This window comes from Altererythrobacter sp. CAU 1644, from assembly GCF_029623755.1.
Classification (GTDB): Bacteria; Pseudomonadota; Alphaproteobacteria; order Sphingomonadales; family Sphingomonadaceae; genus Erythrobacter; species Erythrobacter arenosus.
The window spans coordinates 1,447,374-1,469,260 of record NZ_CP121106.1 but is presented as its reverse complement, the minus strand read 5'-3'; the positions used below and the strand labels follow the sequence as shown (position 1 = coordinate 1,469,260).

Below are 21,887 nucleotides of genomic sequence, written 5' to 3'. Positions count from 1 at the left end.
ATAGCAATGCCCTTGACATATATGAGCATTTGCTTAATTAGCAAGTGCTAATGAAACAGGTCCTTACCCCCACCCCGCTCGACCTCGCCAGTTTCGAGGCGAATGCCGCCGAGGTTGCCGCGCTGCTCAAGGCGCTGGGCAATCGCAAACGCCTGATGGTGATGTGCAAGCTCGCCGAACACGGAGAGATGCGCGTCAACGATCTGGCGAACGAGGTCGCCCTGTCCCAATCGGCGCTGTCGCAGCATCTGGCGAAGATGCGGGCCGAGGGTCTCGTCGAGTATCGGCGCGAAGCCCAGGCGCTGTGGTATCGGATTGCCGATCCGCGCTGCGAGAGCCTGCTCGCGACGCTGCACCAGCTCTATTGCCGGGAGGACTGAAAGATGCGGCCTCGCCTGAATGTCGTCCTCGCAGCCAGTGTGCACCCTGTGAGTTGAGCCGATGGAGCCCGCGAGCATCGCCTTCGCCGCATTACTAAGCGGCGCGCTGATCGGGTTCGTGCTGGGCCTGGTCGGCGGCGGCGGCTCGATCCTCGCCGTGCCCCTGCTCGTCTATTTCGTGGGCGTGGGGCAGCCGCATTATGCGATCGGGACCTCGGCGCTTGCCGTCACGCTGAACGCGCTTGCGGGCCTGATCGGGCATGCAAGGCAGGGCAATGTCCGGTGGCGCTGCGCGCTGGCCTTTGCGCTCGCGGGCATGGTCGGTGCAGCCATCGGCGCCGAACTGGGTAAGGCATTCGATGGCGAGCGGCTGGTCGGCCTCTTCGGGATCCTGATGGTGATCGTCGGGCTGATGATGATGCGCAAGCGCAAGACCGCGGAGAATCCCGAGGTTCGCCTGACGATGCAGAACGCTCGTACGATGCTGGCACGGATCCTGCCGACCGGCCTAGCCGTCGGCTTGCTATCGGGCTTCTTCGGGATCGGCGGCGGCTTCCTAATCGTGCCCGGGCTGATTTTCGCGACTGCGATGCCGATCGGCCTCGCGATCGGCACATCGCTATTCGTCATCACCGCACTCGGGGCGACGACCGCCGTCTCCTACGCCGTATCCGGCCTGCTCGATTGGGGCCTGATCATGTGGCTTGTCTTAGGCGGTATCGCCGGGAGCACCCTCGGTCGCTGGATCGGCACGCGTCTGGCGAGCCGCAAGCGGGTGCTCGAGATCGGCTTTGCCATCATGGTCATCGCGATCGGCCTGTGGGTTGCCGGCCAGGCATTCCTCTAGGTTCGCGCCCCTCGCCTTCGATGGTCAACGGCGGCCAGGGTCCTCTCCCAAACCCCGGCCGCCGCCCTTCAGGCGGCTTCGAGAGCCGCCCTCTCCCCAACCTCTTTGGGCATTTCCTTGTTCTCCGGAAAGATCGGCCACAGCAGCTGCTGGCCGAGCGTGGCCGGCGCGAGGTTCTCGACGCCGTAGCTGTGCGGATAGCTGCGGGTGATCTTGGCGGTGCCGAAGAGCACATCCCAGAAGAACAGCAAATTGCCGTAATTGCCCTTGTAGTTGACCGCCGGATCGTCGGCGTGGCGGCCGTGGTGCCCATGATGGGTCGACGGGGTCGAGATCGTGCGTTCGACCAGCCACATCACCGGCGAGAGCCACTTGATGCGATAGAGCGGCTTGTCCCAGGCGACGTCCGAATGCGCGCCGATGATCACCGCCATCTTGACCACGAGATAACCGGCGTACACCCAACCGAGGCCCATGTAGATCAGCGCGCCGGAGAGCCAGATCCCGGGCATCATCGCATAATAGATGACGTTGTTGCGGTATACGAGCCGCACAGACATGTACTTCGCGTTGTGATGCGCCCGGTGAAGGTTGTACAGCCAGTGGAAGCTGTGGCTCGCGCGATGCCACCAATACTGGGTCATGTCGTCGAGCACGAGGAACAGCGCGATCGCCGCAAACAAGTTGATGTCCGACAAGGCGCCTTCGAGCTGAGGCGCAAAGGTTGCCATCAATCCGGCGGACAGGAACAGCACCGCCGGCTGGGTGAAGGCGAGGAGCATGGTCATGCTGATCGCTTCCACGATCCCGTCGTCGCGGGTCTGCTCGGCCTTCGCGAACAGGTTCGATCGAAACAGTTCGAGCAGCGCGTAACCGAGATAGATGCCGAGCACGGCGTAAGTGTAGGCGGGCATGGTCCTCTCCTTTGACCTCGCGACTCTTAGCGGGTATCGCTCACACGAAATGTCGGAAATCTTACAATCGTCGGAGCGGCCGCGCCGCCAGCGCTCGCTGGTGGCGCCGATGCTGGTTTCGGTGCTCGACGAGGCGGCGCAGGACTTCCTCCGCCAGCGCAGTTCGCTGCGCCGCTTCGCGCCCGACCAGATTATCCAGCAGCGCGGCGACAAGGGCGAAGGCCTGTGGTGGATCGAGCGCGGTGCGGTCACCGTCGGGCGGTTCCATCCCGACGGGGAATTCCGCCGCGTGGCACTATTGGGGCCAGGCGATTCCTATGGCGAGCTCGCCATGCTCTCGGGCCGCCCGCGGGTCGTCGACGCGATCTCGCGCGGGGAGAGCGAACTGCGCTTCGTACCGGCGCGGGCGATCGAGGAGCTGTTCGCCGCCCGGCCCGAAACCGCGCAAGTGATGCTCGGCGCAATGGCGCTGCAACTGCAGGAGATGCTCGACATCATCGCCGGAATCCGGCGCGGCACCGGTCTCGCGCGGATCGCCGGGCTGCTCGTCAACCTGTCGGCAGGGGCCGCAACCACCGTCACGACCACACAGCAGGAGCTGGGCGAGCTGCTGGGCCTGACCCGCGCGACGGTCAATCTCGCGCTCGGCGAACTCGAAAGCCAGGGCGCAATCCGCCGCAGCTATGGCAAGGTGGAAATCCTCGCGCCCGAGGAGCTGGCGCTAGCCGCGCTCGGCTGAGCCTTCAGCTCCAGCGGTCATCCAGCCAGCCACGAAGGTGGCGATCACCGCCCCGACGAGTTGCGCGGCAATAAACATCGGCACGTCGGCAGGAGCGATCCCGGCGAAGGTGTCGGACAGGCTGCGAACCACGGTGATCGCAGGATTGGCGAAACTGGTCGACGAGGTGAACCAGTAGGCGCTCGCGATGTAGAGCCCGACTGCCGCCGGGATGGCTGCGGGCCTCAGCCGAACCAGCAGCAGGATCGTGAGCACCAGGCCGAAGGTCGCGATCAGTTCGCCGGTCCACTGGCCGATCCCGGCGCGCGCCTTGGTCGAGAACTGCAGGACCGGCAGGTCGAACATCACGTGGACGGCGAAGGCGCCGATTGCCCCGGCTGCCAGCTGGACCGCGACAAAAGCCGCGCTCGCCGCGAGCGAGATTTCGCGCCGGATGGCGAAGGCCAGCGTCACTGCCGGGTTGAAGTGCGCGCCCGAGATCGGACCGAGCATGGCAATCAAGACGTAGAGGATCGCCCCCGTCGCGATGGTATTGGCGAGCAGCGCAATGGCCACGTTACCGCCCGCCAGCTGTTCGGCCATCACGCCCGAGCCGATCACCCCGGCAAAGAGGAAGAAGCTTCCGATCCCTTCGGCGGCGAGGCGCCGCGACAGGTCCGGCCTTGCCGCCCCGTCCATGTCAGGCTGGCTTCACCGTGGTGGCCGCCTCGCACTTGTCCTTCACCTCTTCGTCGCTGCCCGAAAACTGCGTGAGGACAATGAAACCCCCGACCACGAGCACGATGAACAGCGTCGTGACCGTGCCGAGATATTTGTCGATCATCCGCTTGATCGGCGCCCCGAAGACCCGGAACAGGATCCCCACGGTCATGAAGATCAGCGCGCGCGCAGCCAGGCTGGCGAGCACGAAGGGCACAAAGGCCATCTCGATAAAGCCGGCCGTGATGGTCAGCAGCTTGAACGGAACGGGGGTCGCGCCGGCGATCAGGATCGCCTCGATATCGTATTCGCGCAGGTAGCAGGCCGCGACCGGGAAGCTTTCGCGCAGCCCCAGCAGGCCGAGCAGCGGCTCGCCCACCGTGTCGTAAAGGCCCCAACCGATCGCATAGCCGAGCACGGCCCCGGCGACCGAAGCAAGCGTGGCGATGATGGCGAAGCGGATCGCCTTCTGCGGCTCGGCAAGGCACATCAGGCCCAGCAGCGGGTGCGGCGGGATCGGAAAGAAGCTCGCCTCGATGAAACAGAAGAAGGCCAGCCACCCCTGCGCATGCGGGTGTGCGGCCTTGTCCATGGTCCAATCGTAGAGACCGCGGAGCGGCTTCATCAGCATTGCGGGGAACCTTTCGCGAGGAATTGCGGCGATTAGGGCAGAGGGCGTGCCCGCGCAACTGCAATTAGAATTAACCGTTTTGGCACTTTCTTATTGACATCGTCACGCTCTTTAGGTACATATCAGGAACATCGCGATAATGTGATTCGAACGGGGCGGGCACCGCAAGGTGCTGCGCCCCTTTGCTTTTCCGCCAGCCGGACCGAACGATGGGAGCGCAACAATGAGCACGACCTACAAGCCGCGCCTGGCGTGGGAACCGGCCTTCTTCAAGGCATTGGCCGAGATCGGAATCATCAAGCGTGCGGTCGAAGAAGCCGGCGTTACCACTGGCGCCTATTACGGTCAGATCGATCGCAACCCGAATTTCAAGCGCGAATGCGAGCGCGTACTGGACAGCGTCGTCAGGTTCGGTCGCGCACCCTCGCCATCGCAAATACAGCGCACCTTTCTGGAGGCGCTGGGAGAGACGTCGAACGTCACCGCCTCAGCCGAACGCGCCGGGACCTCGACCCGCGAAGTCTACAAGCTGCGGCGCGAGGATCGCGAATTCGCGCGCAAGTGGCAGGCGGCGCTCTACGAAGGCTACGTCAATCTCGAGATGGAAGTGCTCGGCTTCCTGCGCGATCCGGATCCCAAGCGGAAAATGGACGTCGCCACCGCGCTGCGCCTGCTCGCCGCGCACAAGGAAACCATCGCCAAAGAACGCGCGGTGCGCACCAATGTCAGCGCCGCCGAAGTGCGCGCCTCGATCGATCGCAAGGTCGAGGCATTGCGCCAGCAGGTCTCCGCCGAACGGGCGCGCAAGGAACGGTGAGCGAGCCGGCCTCGCGGCCCGAACTGTTCGCCGCCGCATCACCCTCGCAGAGAAGCCGCTTCATCGCCAAGCTGGGCCAGGACGAGCGCAATGAATGGGAAAGCTATTTCCTCAACACCGCTCATCCCGGGCAGTTGCCGCCAGACGGCGACTGGCTGGTCTGGTTGCTCATGGCCGGGCGCGGCTTTGGCAAGACCCGCGCCGGGGCCGAATGGGTGCGCATGGTCGCCGAGAACAACGAACGCGCCCGGATCGCGCTGGTCGCCGCATCGCTGGCCGAGGCGCGCAGCGTGATGGTCGAAGGCGAAAGCGGGTTGATCGCCTGCTCGCCCGAAGAGCGTCGCCCGGTATTCGAACCATCGCTCCACCGGCTGCGCTGGCCCAATGGCGCGCAGGCCTATCTCTACTCGGCTGCCGAGCCGGAAAGTCTGCGCGGACCTCAGCATTCGCACGCCTGGTGCGACGAGATCGGCAAGTGGCCACTCTCGCACGAACGCGCGAGCCGCTGCTGGGACAATCTGCTGCTCGGGCTGAGACTGGGCGAGGACCAGCGCATCGTCGCGACAACGACGCCGCGCAACGTGCCGCTGGTCAAGCGGCTGCTCGACAGCAAGGACACGCGGGTAACCGGCGGAGCGACGCATGAGAACCACGCCAACCTCCCGCGCAGCTTCATCGACGCGGTCGAACGCGAATTCGGCGACACGCAGCTTGGGCGGCAGGAGCTGCTGGGCGAGCTCATCGCCGATGTCGAAGGCGCCCTGTGGCACCGAGCCCTGCTGGAGCAGTGCCGCGAGACTGCTGCTGCCGCCAGCGACCATCTCCGGGTCGTGGTGGCGGTCGATCCACCTGCCTCCGCGCGCGGCGATGCCTGCGGGATCGTCGTCGCGGCGCTGGGTGGCGATGGAATTGCGCGGGTCCTGGCCGACTGCTCGGTCGAGCAGGCCAGCCCCGAAACTTGGGCGCGAGCGGTCGCGCAGGCCGCCGACAGTTGGCAGGCTGACCGCGTGGTCGCCGAAGCCAATCAGGGCGGCGCAATGGTCGCCAGCGTGCTGCGCGCGGCTGACGTATCGCTGCCGCTCAAGCTGGTGCACGCGCGCCGCGGCAAGGTGGCCCGCGCCGAGCCGGTTGCCGCGCTCTACGAGGCCGGCCGAGTCAAGCATTGCGGGATGTTCGCGCGGCTCGAAGACCAGCTGTGCGGGCTGATGGCAGGCGGCGCTTACGAGGGGCCGGGGCGCAGCCCTGACCGCGCCGATGCGCTGGTCTGGGCGCTGAGTGAATTGATGCTTTCCCGTCGCGGCGCACCGCGCGTGACCCAAATCTGACGCTTCAACCAAGGAGCTTTCATGTCGTTTCTCGAAACTATCGCTTCCGCCTTCAAGGGCGGGGGCGAAGGTCGCGTGCCGCTCGCGCGCGGCTTTACCTCGCCTTGGGCGCTGGCCGTCGGCCATGCCTCGGGCCACCGCCCCTTCGACTATCGCGAGGCGGTGCGGCAGGGCTTCCTTGCCAACCCCATTGCGCAGCGCGCGGTGCGGATCGTGGCCGAGGGCGTCGGACGCGCGCCGCTTGCGATCAGCGACGATACGGTGGCCGGCCTGATCAGCGCCACCAGCGCGGGCCAGCCGCTGGTCGAGACGCTTGCCGCGCAGCTGCTGCTCCACGGCAATGGCTATGTGCAGATCCTGAAAGACGGAGCCGGCCGGCCGGTCGAGCTGTTCGCGCTCCGGCCAAAGCGGATCAATGTCGTCGCGGGCGAGGACGGCTGGCCCTGCGGCTACGAGTACCGCGTCGGTGCGGGCAAGCTCACCATCGCGCTCGAGGACGACAATGGCTGGCCCGAGATCGTGCATATCAAGGCGCTGCATCCCGCCGACGATCACTACGGCGCGGGCGCCTTGTCTGCCGCGGACCGGGCGATCGCGCTCCACAACGCCGCGACCGAGTGGAACCGCGCGCTGCTCGAGAATGCGGCGCGGCCCTCGGGCGCGCTGGTCTATGATGCGCCCGACGGGGCGGGCCTGACGAGCGAGCAGTTCGAGCGGCTCAGGTCGGAACTCACCGCGGCCTTCTCTGGCCAGGCCAATGCCGGGCGGCCGATGCTGCTCGACGGCGGGCTCAAGTGGCAGTCGATGGCGCTCTCGCCCGCCGACATGGACTTCGCCGAGCTCAAGAGCAGCGCGGCGCGCGACATCGCGCTCGCTTTTGGCGTCCCGCCGATGCTGCTCGGCCTGCCGGGCGACAACACCTACGCCAATTACCGCGAGGCCAACCGCGCGCTGTGGCGGCTGACGCTGTTGCCGCTCGCGGACAAGCTGCTGGCGGCACTGCAGGAAGGGCTGGCACCGTGGTTCCCCGAGGCGAAGCTGGCGGTCGATCTCGACCGCGTCCCGGCGCTGTCGGAGGATCGCGAGCGGCTGTGGAAGCAGCTGTCCGAGGCCGACTTCCTCACCCGCGCGGAGAAACGCGCGATGCTTGGCTTCGAACCTGAAGGAGAGACGCAATGACCCGCGAAGAATTGCTCGCGCGACTGATGGCGCAGGCCGTCAGCGAAGGCGGCGAACTGGTGACGCTGCGCGCTATCGTCGAGGAAACCAGCGAGATGACCGCCGACCGGGTGCTCCAGCGCCTCGGCCTGTCGGACAGCGGCGCGCAGGACGATCTCGACGAATTGCGCGAGCTGCTGCGGGCCTGGCGCGATGCCAAGGCTTCCGCCTGGAAGGCCTTCGTCGATTGGGCGGTGCGCGGCGCGCTGGCGCTGCTGCTGATCGGGATCGCGGTGCGGCTGGGCGTCGGGGAGTTGCTGCAATGAGCCTGAGATTTGCGGGCTATGCGGCGCTGTTCGGCCAGCCTGACGGCGCGCGCGATACGATCCTGCCGGGCGCCTTTGCGCGCACGCTCGCGGCGCGGCGCGAGCCCCTCCCGCTCTACTGGCAGCACCGGCCCGACCAGCCGATCGGCCTGGTCGAAAGCGCCGAGGAAGATCCCAGGGGCCTGCGCGTCATCGCCCGGATCGACAATCCCACTGGCCGCGCGGCGGCCATGCTCAAGCACGGCGCCGTGAGCGGTCTCAGCTTCGGCTACCGCGCCCGCTCCTTCCGCCACGAACAATCGGGCCGCGTGCTCGAAGAGATCGACCTCTTCGAGGTGAGCCTCGTCACGCACCCGCTCCAGCACGCGGCGCGCGTCCACCTCGTCGCCTGAAATGCCCCCCAAGAAAGGACCCCCATGGACATTCACTCCACTTCCCAGACCGACCAGCTCGAAGAGAGCTTCGACATCGTCGCCCGCCAGGATAAGGCCGACGAAGCCATCGCGACCCTGCGCAGCGATGTCGACGAGGTGAAAGCCCGCATCGACAAGATCGGTCGTGCCGCCGCCCGCCCCGCGATCGGCTCCACCGACGCTGCACCCGAGATCAAGGGCTTCGTCGACGGCTACCTCCGCCGCGGCCGCGAAAGCGAGATCAAATCGGTCAGCGGCGCGGTGCCGGCGGACGGCGGCTATGCCGTGCCGCAGCAGGTCGACCAGCGCATCGCCAGCGAGCTGGCCGAGATCAGCCCGATCCGCGCGCTGGCGCAGGTCGTCCAGACCGGCTCCTCGGGCTATCGCAAGCTGATGGCGACCGGCGGCACCGCCTCGGGCTGGGTCAGCGAAACCGCCGCACGGCCCGAAACAGATACGCCGCAGTTCACCGAGATCGCCCCGCCGACCGGCGAGCTCTACGCCAATCCGGCGGCAAGCCAGGCCATGCTCGACGATGCCGACTTCGATATCGAGGGCTGGCTGGCGAGCGAGATCGCCATGGAGTTCGCCCGCGCCGAAGGTTCGGCCTTCGTCAATGGCAGCGGCGTCAACCAGCCCGCCGGCTTCCTGACCGCGCCGACCTCGACTGCCGAGGACGCTGTCCGCGTCTTCGGCTCGATCCAGTATATCGGATCGGGCGATGCGACCGGTTTCGACGCTGCGCCCGATGCGCGGCTCGTCGACCTCATCCACACGATGAAATCGGGTCACCGCCAGGGTGCCAGCTTCGTGATGAACTCCGCAACGCTCGCCGAGGTGCGCAAGCTCAAGACCGCCGACGGTGCCTTCCTGTGGCAGCCGGGCCTGGTCGAAGGCCAGCCCGACCGCCTGCTCGGCTATCCGGTGGTCGAGGCCGAGGACATGCCCGATATCACGGGCGGCGCCTTCCCGATCGCCTTCGGCAATTTCCGCCACGGCTATCTGATCGCCGAGAGCGGGGCCACGCAGATCCTGCGCGACCCTTATACCAACAAGCCCTTCGTCCACTTCTACGCCACCAAGCGCGTCGGCGGGCAGGTGCTCGACTCCAACGCGATCAAGCTCCTCAAGATCGAAGCGTAGTTTGATTGGCCTCAGTCGCCGGCGGGGCCATCCGGCCCCTTAGGCTTTCGCGCCAGTAGGCGCGGCGCGTCGGCACTGAGCCTGAACCAGACTGCGTTTCTCCCGGCGAGGTAGAGGACGCCCCTTTCCTCCCTCGCCGCACCCCGCGCCCGCACTGCCCGCCTCTTGCACCTCCCCCGCGAAGCGAAGGCGGTGCGGGCGCACCCAATCCGACCCATTCTCAGGGAGACCGCGATGAAGCGGACGATCGTCCAACCTGCCGATCTATCGGGCGCGGCCCTTGCCGAGTTCAAGCAATGGCTCGGGATCTCGAGCGCGAATGAAAGTGTCCAGCTGGCAATGCTGCTGAGCGCCAGCCTCGAACTGTGCGAAAGTTTCACTGCACAAATGCCACTGGAACAGGGTTGCGAGGAGCGCCTTGCGGCAACGCAAGGCTGGCTTGCTCTCGACACGCGACCGGTGCGCGCCATCACCTCGGTCGAAACGCTCACTGCCGACGGATCGCGCAACGCGCTTGCAACAGGCGAATACGAGATCGAGATCGGCGCGACCGGGCTTGGGCAAATCCGCCTGACCGGTGAGCCATCAGATCGAACACTGGTTGTCTCTTTCGTGGCGGGAATCGCGCCCGAATGGGCCAGCCTGCCCGATGCCCTGCGCCACGGCATCATCCGCCTTGCCGCGCACAACTACCGCGACCGCGATGCGAGCGAGCCGCTCGGCCCGCCCGCGAGCGTCGCCGCACTGTGGCGACCTTGGCGCAGGCTGCGCCTCGCATGATCCGCGCCCGGCTCGCGCTCGCCAGCCGTGCCCTGCAGTCGCGCATGGCGACGAAGCTGGTCGGACTGGCCGAGGCGCGGAGCGCAAGTCTTCGCCGCGCCGCGAAGCAGGACGGCTCGCATTGGCGCGATGCCCGCCTGCTTTGGCCGCTTTTCGGAAGGGAGCACTAGCTCATGGAAAACCAATTGCGCGCCGCGCTGATCGACTGGCTGCGCACCGACACAGCGCTCGCCCACCTCAATGCGGTCGAGGAGGAGAGCCCGCTGTCGGTCAGTCCGCCCTGGCTCGGCATCGCGGCCAGCGCCTCGATCGACTGGAGCACCAAGGATCGAACCGGTCGCGAAATCCGCGTCGCGCTCGAACTGTTCACCCGTGGCGACGATGCTGCCGCAGACGGCAGCACGATCAACCAGATCGGCCGCCGGATCGAAGCCATGCCGCCCGCGCAACCGGGCTTCGAGCTCGTCACCATACGGTTCTTGCGCGCCCGCGCCGAACGCCGCCCGAACAATATGCGCGCGGTCCTGCTCGAATACCGTTTCCGCCTTCTCGAAACCCCAACGGAGTAACCGCCCATGACTGCCCAGAAAGGCTCTGCCTTCCTCCTCAAGATCGGAGACGGCACCCAGCCGCCTGCCTATGAAACCGTCGCCGGGCTGCGCACCACGCAGATGTCGATCAACGGTGACACGGTGGTTGTCACGCACAAGGAATCGGGCGGCTGGCGCGAGCTGTTGTCGGGCGCGGGCACGCGCTCGGTCTCGGTCAGCGCGGCCGGAATCTTCCTCGGCTCGGCCGCCGAAGATTCCGTCCGGTCGCATGCCCTCTCCGGGACGATCGAAGATTACGAACTCTCTTTCGAAGATGGCGCGAAGCTGCGCGGCAGGTTCCTCGTCCAGCGGCTCGACTACGCGGGCGACTTCAACGGCGAGCGCAACTACACGCTCCAGCTCGAAAGTTCCGGCCCGGTGGTGCCCGCGTGAGCGAGGCCGCCACGGACAAGAATCCGGCCAATCCGCATCGCGGCGAGGCCAGCATCGCGATCACGGGGCGTCTGTTCACCCTGCGCCCCAGCTTCGAAGCATTGGTTGCCGCTGAAGAGGAAGTGGGCCCGCTCTTCGCGCTGGTCGAGCGCGCTTCGGAAGGGAAGCTCACGCTTGGCGAGATGGGCGCGCTGGCGTGGCATTGCCTGCCGCGCGAACAGCGCCCCGATCGCAGCGAAGTGGGCGAAGCGCTGATGGCGATGGGCCTGGTCCGGGCGACCCAGCCGATCCGCACAATCCTTTCTCAAGTGCTCAAGGGCGGCAGGTGAGCGACACTTTTGCGCGCTCGGCCCGGGAACTCGCAGCCGTGAGCGCCCAGGCGCTCGGCTGGAAACCCGACGAGTTCTGGCGCGCCACGCCCGAAGAACTGGCCACCTCGCTGGCCGATCCGCGCGCGCCTGGTGCCGAGGGGGCGCTGAGCCGCAGCGATCTTGAAACCCTGATGGAGCGTGACCGCAATGGATGAACCGATGGACGAACTGGTGGTCGAGGTACGCGCGGCGACCAACGGCTTCGCCAGTGATTTGGCGCAGATGCGCGGCGCTTTCGACAGCACGTTGCTCGATGGCTTCGAGCGCGCGGGTTCGGTGCTCGAGCGCGGGCTGGCGAAGGCGATCCGCAGCGGCAGCCTGGGCTTCGGCGAACTCAAACGCAACGCCATGCAGGCGCTTGACGAGATTGCATCACGCGCATTGCAGATGGGCCTGGATGCGATCTTCGGCAGCTCTGGAGGAACGGGCGGCGCGGTCGGCGGCTTGCTGACGTCGCTGCTCGGACTGCCGGGGCGCGCGACCGGCGGTCCGGTGTCGCCGGGCCGCGGCTATGTGGTTGGCGAACGCGGGCCGGAGCTGTTCGTGCCGACCAGCGCGGGCCGGGTCGAAGCGGGCATGCCCGGCCAGCCATCGGGGCGCGATGTTCGGGTTTCGATCCAGCTGGCCACGCCGCGCGGTGCCTCCGCCCCCACCTCGCTGCGCCGCTCGTCACGCCAGGTGGCCAGCGCGGTGCGCCGCGCATTGCAAGACAGCTGAGGAGTTTCCGACATGGCATTTTGGCTCGCCAGCAGAAGGCGGGGGCAGGAAACGAGCTGGATCCAGCGGTTCGATCCGCGTTTCTGGACCGTCGACTTCCCCCGCCCCGCGCTCGCTTCGGTCGTCACGACCGGCCCCGATAGCATGCGGGTGGATTGCGAATTTCACCATGCAGGCGAACTGGTCGGGCTGATCTGGGACAGCGAGGACAAGTGGGATCATCCGCTGCTCGCTTACGAGACCAGGCGCAATTACGCCCACACGGCCCTGCGTTTCCGCTGGCAATCGACCGGCCTGATCGCGCTCGACCAGGCTAATGGCCCGACGCTGACGATCGAGGGGCGCGACGCGTCAGGCAACGCGCGAACCTGGTATGTCCGGCTGTGGAACTATGCCACTGGCAGCCCGACCGACGCGCAAATCGAACTCCGCTTCTCCGACCTCGAGGGCGGATGGTTCCTGCCGGGCGACAAGGTCCATCCCTCCGCGATCGACCGGATGTTCATTTCGCTGGTGCCGCCGGGCTATGTGTCGGGGAGCGAAGTTCCCTTGGCGTCGCGCGCCAACGGCTCGGTCACGATCAGCGGCATTTCCTGCGACGGTGCGCATTCGATGCTCGAGACGGGCGATGTGCTCACGCCAACGCACGGGGTCCGCATCGCCACTGCCTATGACGACGCCTACAACCAGACGCCTGCACGGCTGGTCCGCAGCGCGATCGGCCTCGGCTATCGCGACGAGATATTGCACTACGTCGGCATGAGCCACTTCATGCGATTGGCCGCCGTTGGCGGGTTGGTCGAAGTGGTCGCGCCAGCAGTCATCTCGTCCCCTGCCGAGCAATGGCACCGCAGTTTCTTCGGGCATTGCCGCGACAACGAATTCGAGGTGATCGCCTCGCTCTCCTACGAGCTGTTCGACGAGTATTGCCCCGCAGACTGGAAACAGCGCACGCATGATGGCGAGGCCGCGCTGACCGGCTGGGTGCCGCCCTCTACCCTCCTCTCGCCTGCCCAAGCGGAGGCGATGCAGTGGCTGCAGCAGGCGGCGACCGCGTTCGTCTTGCTGCAGGAGCAGGCCGGCCTGCCGGTCCGCTTTCAGATTGGCGAGCCCTGGTGGTGGGTGGCTGCCGACGGGCGGCCGTGCCTCTATGACGAAGCGGCGATGACAGCATTCGGCGGCTCGCCAGCGGTCATCACCGATATGCGCGCGCCATTGTCCTCTGCGCAGACCGCGCTGCTCGACCATGCCGGGACATTGCTCGCGCAATCAACCGCCAGCGTCGCACAGGCCGTGCGCGAGGCCGCGACGGGCGGTGCAGAGGTCCTGCTCCTCGCCTTCACACCGACGATACTCGATCCGCAGATGCCCGAGCTCCATCGCGCCAATCTGCCGAGCGGCTGGGCCTACCCGGCCTTCGACCGGCTGCAGCTGGAGGATTACGACTGGGTCACTGCGGGTGCCGATGCGGCGCGCCGGAATGCCTATGCCCAAGTCGACCAGCGGCTCGGCTATCCTATCGCTGCGCAGGACTATCTCTCGGGCTTCGTGCTCAGGGCAGAAGACAGCGAAGCGCTCTGGCCCCGTATCGATGCCGCGCTCGACGAGGCAGAAGCGCGCGGCGTGTCGCGTCGTTTCGTCTGGGCGCTGCCGCAAATCTCGCGCGACGGATATGTGCGCTTACCCTCCTTCGAACAGGATGACGACATGCAAGCCTTCGATGATGTGCTCTATCCCTTTGCACTCGGCCGCGATGCCTCGGCCAGCCCCGAGTTCTCGACTTCGGTAGTGGTCACCGCATCGGGGCACGAGCGCAGGAACTCGCTGTGGTCGGATGCCCGCATGCACTTCGATGCGGGGCCCGGCATCCGCTCGGAGGACGAACTGGCCGAGTTGTTGGCCTTCTTCCGGGCGCGGCGCGGCGCGGCCCGCGGATTTCGCTTCACAGACCCCTTCGATTTCAGTTCCAGCGGCATGATCGGAACACCGTCGGCAACCGATCAGCTTATCGGAATGGGCGATGGACTGAAGGCGGATTTCCAGTTGGTAAAGCGCTACGGCGACGGCGAGGAACCGCAGGTCCGACCGATCTCGCGTCCCAAAGCGGAAACAATCATTGTAAGCGTGAACGGGGTCATCGAGAGCGACTGGTCGCTGGAAGCCAACGGGCGAGTCCGTCTGGCAAGTGCTCCGCCCGAAGGAGCGGAGGTCCGCGCGGGGTTCCTGTTCGACGTCCCCGTGCGCTTTGCCGAGGACCGACTGGATGTCTCCGCGGTCAACTTCGCCGCCGGCGACGCGCCCTCCGTTCCCATGGTCGAAATTCGCGAGGTCGAGTGATGCCGGTCTTCTTCGCCACCGAACTCGAGGGGGTTGCAACCTATTGGCGGATCTTCCGGCGGGACGGCATCGGTCTGGGCTTCACCAGTCACGATCAGGCGCTCTTCTTCGGCGGAGTTATGCATCACGCGGCACCGGGTATGGTGCCTTCCGCCATCCGCAAGACTGCCAACCTGACCTCGGATTCAGCGGAAGTCAGCGGTGCGCTGAGTCACGACGCGGTCCGGGAAGCCGATCTCGACGCGGGCCTATACGACGGGGCTCACATCGAGATCGGCGCGGTCGACTGGGAGAGCCTGGAGAGCACGTCTCTCTATTCCGGCACGGTCGGCCAAATCGAACGAGGCAAGCATGGCTTTACCGTCGAATTACAATCAGCGAAATCTGCGCTCGAGCGCGACCTTGTGCCGAGGACCAGCCCGGTATGTCGAGCCGATTTCTGCGGCAAAGGCTGCAGCCTATCGAGCCAGAGATTCCTTTCTCGCAAAGCGGTGGAGGCGGTCGACTACGAAGCGAACTCCGTCAGCTTCGCAGGCCTTACCGGAGCAGAATACATCGACGGGATCGTCCGATTCCTTGGCGGGCCGCAGGTCGGCGTAGCATTCTCTGTAGTTCACTCGGAGGGCTCGCAGCTCTTTCTCGACCGGCCGCTCGCGCCAGGCCTCTTGGGCGGAACGATGGCGGTGCTGCGCCAAGGCTGCGATCACACGCTGGCGACCTGTCATTACCGGTTTGGTAATGCCCTGAATTTTCGCGGCGAGCCCTTTCTTCCGGGCAATGATCTGCTCGCTCGCTACCCCTCGCCGCGGCAATGACACCCGGCCAGCGGCTGGCGAAGGAAGCCGCCGCATTGATCGGGACCCGGTTCAGACTGAACGGTCGCCAGCCCGAATACGGTCTAGACTGCGTCGGCCTGCTCGTTGTTGCATTGACCAGAGCCGAGGTGACCGTGTCGGATCCCGTCGGATATGCGCTGCGCAACCTGAGTATCGAACCTTGGCTGAACTGCGCCAAGGCAAGCTCACTGACCGACGCTCGCGGCCCGGTTATCGCCGGAGATATCCTCCTAGTCGTTCCCGGAGCAGCTCAGAGCCACATCCTGATCGCTGAAAGCGAGCGAAGCTTCGTCCACGCGCATGCCGGGCTGGGCAAGATCGTGAGGCATGCTGCCGACCTTCCGTGGCCAATCCTGAGGCACTGGCGCCTCGATCGACAATTTTAGGGAATTTCCATGGCGACGCTTCTTCTAACCGGCCTCGGCACATTGATTGGCGGTTCCGTCGGGGGTGCGATCGGCGCGGTCATTGGACGGCAAGTCGATGGCCGGATCTTCGCGCCCGGCAAGCACGCTGCGCCAAGGCTCAAGGATCTGTCGGTGACTTCGTCCAGCTATGGCGTTCCCATTCCGCGCCATTTCGGACGAACCCGGGTCGCCGGCTCGATCATCTGGGCAGCGGAACTTGCGGAGAGATCCCAAACGACTGGCGGAGGCAAGGGAAAGCCCAAGACCAAGAGCTATAGCTACAGCACTTCTTTCGCGGTGGCCCTGAGCAGCCGTCCGATCAACGCGCTCGGTAGGATCTGGGCCGATGGTAAATTGTTGCGAGGCATAGCCGGGGATCTCAAGGTCGGGGGCCAAATGCGATGGTATCGCGGCGACGGCGACGAATTCCCCGATCCTCTGCTGAGCGGGGCTATCGATGAAACCTGCCCCGGCTTTCGCGACACAGCCTATGTCGTCTTCGAGGACCTTCAACTGGAAGATTTCGGCAACCGAATTCCCGCACTGACTTTCGAAGTTATCGCCGACCGGTTCGAGCAAGTCGCTCTCGATCAAATCGTACCCGACCTAGGTCTCGGTCAAGCCACTCTCGAACTGAAGGACATGTCAGGCTTCAGCGATGAAGGAGGGTCACTACTCTCCAACCTGGAACTGTTGGAGCAAGGCTATCCGCTTCTCTGCATCAATTCGCGAGACGGGGTGGAACTGGCCCTGCTCGAGACGGCTCGCAGAAATCCGCAAATGCTGCCCCCGATGATCGATTTCGGCAGCGACGAAGAAGGGAATGATTACAGCAGCAGCGGCTACATCCATCGGGCGGCAAACGAACGCGCAGCGCCAAGATCACTGCGTTATTATGATAGATCGCGGGATTACCAACCTGGCGTCCAGCGTTCGGTCGGACAGGCCGGGACGGGACGCGAGGAGGTCGTGGAACTACCGGCGGTCTTCGACGCTCCGGCGGCCGTCAGACTTTGCAACCGGATTACACGCCGAGCGCGGTGGCGGACTGAACAGCTGGACTGGGCAATCGCCGAGCTGGACCCATCGATTCAGCCCGGTTCGATCGTGAAGCTCCCGGGCAAACCCGGCCTGTGGCTGGTGCGCAATTGGGAATGGCATGATCGCGGCATCCAGCTTTCGCTTGAGCGCGTGCAGGCCGCGGCGGACGCTGTCTTGTCTTCGGATTCGGGGGCGATCGTTCCACCTACAGACCAGCAGCAACCCGCCAGCAAACTGTGGGTGTTCGAGTTGCCATGGGACGGAGCCTCATCCTCCAGCGCTCGCATGATCTTTGCGGCCGCTTCGGCGGAGAACGCAGCGTGGCGGGGAAGTGCGCTTTACCTCGACCGAATGGGTAAACTGGTCGATCTCGACCAGGCGGCGACCAGACGCGCGGTTGCCGGGCATCTGGTGAGCGCGCTCCGCCCCTCGAGCGCGAATTTTTTCGAGCGCGAAGCTGCCCTAGAGGTCGAGTTGGTTGGGGACGATCTCGAATTCGCGACCACCACCGCTGCCGGGATTGGAGACGGAGAAAACCGTCTGCTGGTGGGTGAAGAGATCCTGCAGTTTCTCGATGCGAGACAGATTTCTTCCCGTATCTGGCGCCTATCGGGACTGCTGCGCGGGCGAGGCGGGACTGAACATCTGGCTGCAGCAGGCCACGCCGCCGGAACTTCTGCCATCTTGCTCGACAATTCCTTGGTTCCTCTCGACCCGGCCGAAGTTCCAGCGACACCGGAAACGCGAATCGCTGCGATCGGCTTAGGCGACGAAGCGCCCGTCATAGCGAACCTGGCTGCTGGCGACGCCACTCGGCGCCCCCTCTCGCCGGTGCACACCTCCCAAAGGTTGACGCAGGATGGCGGCTGGAATCTGGGTTGGGTTCGCCGGGCACGCGGCCAATGGCTCTGGCCTGATCATGTCGACACGCCGCTCGTCGAGGAGACCCAGTCTTTCGAAGTAGGTGTCGGTTCGGTCGAGAGCCCGTCCGTTTCCTGGACGGTCGCCAGCGAAGGTCTCGATCTTCCAGCGGCGGAAGTTGCGTCGCTTCTGGCCAGCTTTCCAGGCGCGCCGGTGTGGGTGCGTCAGATTGGCACCTACGGGCGCTCTCCTGCCACCTTGATCACCGACCTCATTTAGAAACTACTGCGAGACTTACGACATGGCAGAGGCGACAGCATTTTCTTCGCGGACTCCCAGATTTGAACTTCCCCTGCTTCACCCGGGGCAGGCTCAGAAAGAATTTTCGGTCAACGAAGCGCATGCTTTGATCGATGCCTTGCTACACACGGAGGTGACCGGGGTGGCGACGACTCCCCCGCCATCGCCGCAGGAAGGCGATACGTGGTTGGCCGGCGAACAGGCTGATGGCGCGTGGTCGGGATTTGATCACCATCTTTGCACCTTTGCCGGCGGAACCTGGCATTTCGCGCCTCCGCGACCTGGAATGGTGCTGCTCAATCTTCAGGATCAGGTTCGAATGTTCTTCGATGACGGGTGGACCGCCGCTGGAGTTCCCATAGCACCCGACGGCGGCTCAGTTGTCGATATCGAAGTTCGGCAGGCCCTCTCCGAGGTTGTCGAAGCGCTTCGCCAATTTGGAATTTTTCCAAGAAATTAGCGGAACTTTCATTCCTTTGCGGCGTTTTGCCCACTCACGACTAATGGTCGTGATCAGTCATAAGGCTGTTCTGTTTAAAATAGAGGCTAATTTGCAACAGTTTGGGCGGAATGCCTGCTTGCCACCATCCAGCGGAAAAGTTAGACACTGGCTGGTGGCTCCAGTTCGCTAAGAAGGGGAATATTATAATGCGCAAACTCGTCATAGGAATGGCGATGGCTTCGACGGCGCTCTCCGCGCCGGCGTTTGCTCGCGACAATGAGTGGTATGTCGGTGTCGACGGCGGTGTAATGCTTGTCGAAGACACTGATCTCAAGATCAACGGTACTTCGGATGGCACTTCTGTCGATCACGATACCGGCTATGACTTCGGTGCAGTAGTCGGCCACGACTTCGGCGGCTTCCGTCTCGAAGCAGAAGCCAGCTACCGTGAAGCTGATATCGAACAGTTCAACCTCGGAAACGTCGGTCTCATTGGCGCCAACCCTGCGGCTCGTTCAACCGGTGGTTTGGTCGATGCGATCGGTGAAACCAATGTCCTCAGCTTCATGCTGAACGGCTTGCTCGATTTCGGAGACGATGACGGCCTTCAGGGCTTCGTCGGTGGCGGCGTCGGCGTTGCGCGGACTTCGATCGAAGGCACTTTCAACGTCAATGGCCCTGGCGCGATCGACGATTCGGACAGCGGCTTTGCATGGCAACTGCTCGCTGGCGTTCGCGCTCCGCTGAGCGGAAATTGGGACGTAGGTTTGAAGTATCGTTACTTCAACGCCCCAGACCTGAACTTCGTTGATACCGCAGGTGGAGATGTTGCTGGCGACCTGACGAGCCACTCGCTGCTGGGTTCGCTGATCTACAACTTCGGTGGTGAAGAGGCTCCGCCGCCTCCTCCGCCGCCCCCGCCGCCTCCGCCGCCCCCGCCGCCTCCGCCGCCTCCGCCGCCTCCGCCGGCTGCGGTGTGCAACACGGGGCCGTACATCGTCTTCTTCAACTGGGACGAATCGGACATCACGCCTGAGGCAGCGACCATCCTCGACAACGCGGTTAGCGCCTATGCTGATTGCGGCACTGCCAGCGTCATGCTTGCTGGTCACGCTGACCGTTCGGGTTCGACCACTTACAACGTCGGCCTATCCGAGCGTCGTAACGCCGCCGTGCGTGACTACCTCACTGGCCGCGGCGTTCCTGACGACCGCATCGCCAGCGAAGCGTTCGGTGAATCGCAGCCGCGCGTTCCGACCGCCGATGGCGTTCGCGAACTGCAGAATCGCCGCGTGGAAATCACTTACGGTCCGGGTTCGGGCATGTAAGTCGCTTCACAGCAGACGATACGAAGGGGCCGGAGCAATCCGGCCCCTTTTCTTTTGGAGGGCCATCAAGTCCCACAAAGGTGATCGCTACCCTCCGCCGACAGCTTGCGCATACCCCCCAAGAGCAATGTCAGTTACAAGCCTGACCCCAAGAGGATCGAGAGGCTTACCCTCAGACATGCTGCTCAAGGCTGGGCAGCGGCAGGCTCAATCATCCGACTTGAGCCCGCCGGTGAAATCTTGCCATCATTATGACATACGGGCGGCGCCCCACCGTGGGTAGCCAGGACCGAAATGACGCAAGGTACCGGTGAATCCGCGTTCACCGCTTCGCGATGTCACAACTACATTGGTGCGACTCGGTCCCGTCCATCAATCGATACATCCCAACGACGCTGCTGGCCCGAGCACCTTTAGCAGCGGTCCCAATCCTATCAGTGGGAATTGCGTGTCGGACGGATTCTCCTAGCCAGGTTCACCGGCAGATCTGGCTCGATCCAGAACCGATGCCGCTGCTGCCGGAACTAGCCGGATGGCGGCAATCAAGAGCAGCAGCCCGATCGGCGTAATCCAAAGCGTCGACAAGACACCAGCACTCAGATCACCGTTGTTCTGGGCGGACACATAGCCGGCGGTATAGGGGCCAAGAGCCAGGCCTACCAAAGTCGTCGCCAGGAAGAATGTTGCCGTCGCAGTGCCTCTCATTCGCGGCAGAACCAGGGCTTGGCTCGTCGCGGCGGCAGCTCCCAGCGCCGACGCAGCGAGTGCCCCGACCACCACATTGAGGATGATGAAGAGCGAGAAGCCTTCCGTCGTATATTGTGCGATGGCGAAGGGGATCGGGCTGAGCAATCCGAACAGAATGACCCACACGCGCCCGGACTTGTGCCGAATGAACAGCGCATCGGCCATCCGCCCGCCAAGGATCACACCCAGGAAGCCGCCCGCTGCACCTCCTCCACCGAGCCAGAAGCCAAGCTCTGCTTTCGAGACGTCGAACACACGTTCCGCATAGGGTGCGCCCCAATAGGAGGCCGAGTAGGCCATGAAGGCGACGGTGCCATAACCAAGGATCGTGCACAGAAAGGCGGGCGACCCCCAAGTCAGTCGGAAGGTGGGATAGTCGCGCACGCGCAGGGCACTCGCCCAGGAAAAGACCGCGTAATATCCAATCGCAAGCAAGAACCATTGGTCGGTGATGGGTGGGAAAATTCGGCCCGGGCCCGATTCCAGCACCAGGGTCAGGCCGTAGGCTATCGCCATCCCGCCGAGAAAAGCCGCCACATTGATGGCCAGGCTCTGCATTCCCCGGGCCGCTGCACCGAAAAACGTAAAGCCCGGAATGATCGTGTAGAGTTCTCCCATGAACCCTTTGAACGGCTGCGGGTCTTCTTCGGTCGGCAGCCCGTCGATTGCTCCGCGCACAGGCTCACGCAGTGTAAAGACCCACACTGCCAGCAACAGGCCCGGCAGTCCGACGGCAATGAACGCAGCCTGCCAACCAACGAAGCCAAGCCAGGGGTCACCTGCAGGGAAGGCAGCGTTCCACCGATCGACGATCACTCCGCCGATGGCGAGCGAGATGCCGCCGCCAATATAAAGTCCCGAGCTGTAGATCGCGAGAGCCGTGGCCCGCAGTCGCGCCGGAAACCAGTCAGAGATCAGCGAGTAGGCCGAGGGGCTTGCAGTCGCTTCGCCAACACCGACACCGATCCTCGCGACGGTAAGAGTCGCGGCATCCTTCGCAAATCCCGAGAATGCGGTCATGGCCGACCAGAGCGCCAAGCCAATCGTCATCAGTCTGACGCGCTTCCAACTGTCGGCCAGCTTGCCGAGTGGGATCCCGAAGAGCGCATAAAATATCGCAAAGGCCGTGCCGTAGAGGAAGCCAAGGTAGGCGTCGTCCACCCCCAAGTCGGCCTTGATATCGTTGGCAAGGATCGAAAGGATTTGGCGGTCGATGAAATTCAACACATAGACGAGCACCAAGACGCTCAGTGCATACCAGCTGTATGGCGGAACCGGCTGATCCGCGAGGGGTGGCTTGATCGTGCCAGAATCCGTAGTCTCGCTGGAATTTTCGCTCATCATG

Annotated in this window: 26 protein-coding genes; 22 read left to right on the top strand and 4 right to left on the bottom strand. The window is 64.6% G+C overall.

Going from position 1 to position 21,887, the window contains the following annotated elements; all coding sequences use genetic code 11:
• The first annotated feature begins 50 nt into the window (after window positions 1-50).
• Together P7228_RS07260 and P7228_RS07255 are read left to right on the top strand one after the other, a co-directional pair.
• A complete protein-coding gene (locus P7228_RS07260) occupies window positions 51-380 on the top strand; it encodes an ArsR/SmtB family transcription factor (protein WP_278017542.1) in 330 nt (109 codons plus the stop codon).
• A gap of 61 nt (window positions 381-441) precedes the next feature.
• On the top strand, window positions 442-1,227 hold the full coding sequence (locus P7228_RS07255; protein WP_278017541.1) for a sulfite exporter TauE/SafE family protein: 786 nt from the start codon (window positions 442-444) through the stop codon (window positions 1,225-1,227).
• Between the two features lie 68 nt (window positions 1,228-1,295).
• On the opposite strand, the gene P7228_RS07250 is transcribed toward P7228_RS07255, so the two are convergent.
• A complete protein-coding gene (locus tag P7228_RS07250; protein WP_278017540.1) occupies window positions 1,296-2,141 on the bottom strand; it encodes a sterol desaturase family protein in 846 nt (281 codons plus the stop codon).
• Window positions 2,142-2,190: 49 nt separating this feature from the next.
• Between P7228_RS07250 and P7228_RS07245 the strand changes: the two genes are divergently transcribed.
• Complete coding sequence (locus tag P7228_RS07245) at window positions 2,191-2,880, top strand: Crp/Fnr family transcriptional regulator (protein ID WP_278017539.1); 690 nt, start codon at window positions 2,191-2,193, stop codon at window positions 2,878-2,880.
• On the opposite strand, the gene P7228_RS07240 is transcribed toward P7228_RS07245, so the two are convergent.
• Window positions 2,863-3,558 (bottom strand): aquaporin, encoded by a 696-nt coding sequence (locus P7228_RS07240; protein ID WP_278017538.1) that lies wholly within the window; start codon window positions 3,556-3,558, stop codon window positions 2,863-2,865. The two genes, P7228_RS07245 and P7228_RS07240, sit on opposite strands and share 18 nt — an antisense overlap.
• Window position 3,559: 1 nt before the next feature.
• Window positions 3,560-4,210, bottom strand: a complete 651-nt coding sequence (locus P7228_RS07235) for a YqaA family protein (protein ID WP_278017537.1) — start codon at window positions 4,208-4,210, stop codon at window positions 3,560-3,562.
• A 223-nt stretch (window positions 4,211-4,433) separates the two neighbouring features.
• On the opposite strand from P7228_RS07235, the gene P7228_RS07230 reads away from it, so the two are divergent.
• From P7228_RS07230 to P7228_RS07140, 19 genes are all read left to right on the top strand, one after another.
• Entirely contained in the window at window positions 4,434-5,027 is a 594-nt protein-coding gene (locus P7228_RS07230; RefSeq protein WP_278017536.1) for a hypothetical protein, read from the top strand.
• A 23-nt stretch (window positions 5,028-5,050) separates the two neighbouring features.
• Complete coding sequence (locus P7228_RS07225; protein WP_430732513.1) at window positions 5,051-6,352, top strand: DNA-packaging protein; 1,302 nt, start codon at window positions 5,051-5,053, stop codon at window positions 6,350-6,352.
• Between the two features lie 21 nt (window positions 6,353-6,373).
• A complete protein-coding gene (locus P7228_RS07220) occupies window positions 6,374-7,531 on the top strand; it encodes a phage portal protein (RefSeq protein ID WP_278017535.1) in 1,158 nt (385 codons plus the stop codon).
• Complete coding sequence (locus P7228_RS07215) at window positions 7,528-7,836, top strand: DUF6127 family protein (RefSeq protein WP_278017534.1); 309 nt, start codon at window positions 7,528-7,530, stop codon at window positions 7,834-7,836. Before P7228_RS07220 ends, P7228_RS07215 begins: the two co-directional genes overlap by 4 nt.
• The gene (locus P7228_RS07210; RefSeq protein ID WP_278017533.1) at window positions 7,833-8,228 is read left to right on the top strand and encodes an HK97 family phage prohead protease; all 396 of its coding nucleotides are present in this window, start codon (window positions 7,833-7,835) and stop codon (window positions 8,226-8,228) included. Before P7228_RS07215 ends, P7228_RS07210 begins: the two co-directional genes overlap by 4 nt.
• A 24-nt stretch (window positions 8,229-8,252) precedes the next feature.
• A complete protein-coding gene (locus P7228_RS07205; protein WP_278017532.1) occupies window positions 8,253-9,392 on the top strand; it encodes a phage major capsid protein in 1,140 nt (379 codons plus the stop codon).
• Between the two features lie 234 nt (window positions 9,393-9,626).
• The gene (locus tag P7228_RS07200) at window positions 9,627-10,172 is read left to right on the top strand and encodes a head-tail connector protein (protein ID WP_278017531.1); all 546 of its coding nucleotides are present in this window, start codon (window positions 9,627-9,629) and stop codon (window positions 10,170-10,172) included.
• Entirely contained in the window at window positions 10,169-10,342 is a 174-nt protein-coding gene (locus tag P7228_RS07195; RefSeq protein WP_278017530.1) for a hypothetical protein, read from the top strand. Before P7228_RS07200 ends, P7228_RS07195 begins: the two co-directional genes overlap by 4 nt.
• A gap of 3 nt (window positions 10,343-10,345) precedes the next feature.
• Window positions 10,346-10,741 (top strand): DUF3168 domain-containing protein, encoded by a 396-nt coding sequence (locus P7228_RS07190; RefSeq protein WP_278017529.1) that lies wholly within the window; start codon window positions 10,346-10,348, stop codon window positions 10,739-10,741.
• 6 nt (window positions 10,742-10,747) lie between these two features.
• Entirely contained in the window at window positions 10,748-11,155 is a 408-nt protein-coding gene (locus P7228_RS07185; protein ID WP_278017528.1) for a phage major tail protein, TP901-1 family, read from the top strand.
• The gene (locus P7228_RS07180) at window positions 11,152-11,484 is read left to right on the top strand and encodes a gene transfer agent family protein (RefSeq protein ID WP_278017527.1); all 333 of its coding nucleotides are present in this window, start codon (window positions 11,152-11,154) and stop codon (window positions 11,482-11,484) included. Before P7228_RS07185 ends, P7228_RS07180 begins: the two co-directional genes overlap by 4 nt.
• Window positions 11,481-11,681, top strand: a complete 201-nt coding sequence (locus P7228_RS07175; protein ID WP_278017526.1) for a phage tail assembly chaperone — start codon at window positions 11,481-11,483, stop codon at window positions 11,679-11,681. The genes P7228_RS07180 and P7228_RS07175 overlap by 4 nt, the downstream gene beginning before the upstream one ends.
• On the top strand, window positions 11,674-12,243 hold the full coding sequence (locus P7228_RS07170; RefSeq protein WP_278017525.1) for a tail tape measure protein: 570 nt from the start codon (window positions 11,674-11,676) through the stop codon (window positions 12,241-12,243). The genes P7228_RS07175 and P7228_RS07170 overlap by 8 nt, the downstream gene beginning before the upstream one ends.
• A 12-nt stretch (window positions 12,244-12,255) precedes the next feature.
• Complete coding sequence (locus P7228_RS07165) at window positions 12,256-14,580, top strand: DUF2460 domain-containing protein (protein ID WP_278017524.1); 2,325 nt, start codon at window positions 12,256-12,258, stop codon at window positions 14,578-14,580.
• Entirely contained in the window at window positions 14,580-15,395 is an 816-nt protein-coding gene (locus tag P7228_RS07160; protein ID WP_347402860.1) for a DUF2163 domain-containing protein, read from the top strand. Before P7228_RS07165 ends, P7228_RS07160 begins: the two co-directional genes overlap by 1 nt.
• Window positions 15,392-15,802 (top strand): hypothetical protein, encoded by a 411-nt coding sequence (locus tag P7228_RS07155; protein ID WP_278017522.1) that lies wholly within the window; start codon window positions 15,392-15,394, stop codon window positions 15,800-15,802. Before P7228_RS07160 ends, P7228_RS07155 begins: the two co-directional genes overlap by 4 nt.
• Before the next feature lie 9 nt (window positions 15,803-15,811).
• A complete protein-coding gene (locus tag P7228_RS07150; RefSeq protein ID WP_278017521.1) occupies window positions 15,812-18,004 on the top strand; it encodes a phage tail protein in 2,193 nt (730 codons plus the stop codon).
• Between the two features lie 22 nt (window positions 18,005-18,026).
• Complete coding sequence (locus P7228_RS07145; protein ID WP_278017520.1) at window positions 18,027-18,485, top strand: DUF2793 domain-containing protein; 459 nt, start codon at window positions 18,027-18,029, stop codon at window positions 18,483-18,485.
• A gap of 188 nt (window positions 18,486-18,673) precedes the next feature.
• The gene (locus P7228_RS07140; protein WP_278017519.1) at window positions 18,674-19,795 is read left to right on the top strand and encodes an OmpA family protein; all 1,122 of its coding nucleotides are present in this window, start codon (window positions 18,674-18,676) and stop codon (window positions 19,793-19,795) included.
• Between the two features lie 465 nt (window positions 19,796-20,260).
• On the opposite strand, the gene P7228_RS07135 is transcribed toward P7228_RS07140, so the two are convergent.
• The gene (locus tag P7228_RS07135) at window positions 20,261-21,883 is read right to left on the bottom strand and encodes an MFS transporter (RefSeq protein ID WP_278017518.1); all 1,623 of its coding nucleotides are present in this window, start codon (window positions 21,881-21,883) and stop codon (window positions 20,261-20,263) included.
• Window positions 21,884-21,887 lie beyond the last annotated feature (4 nt).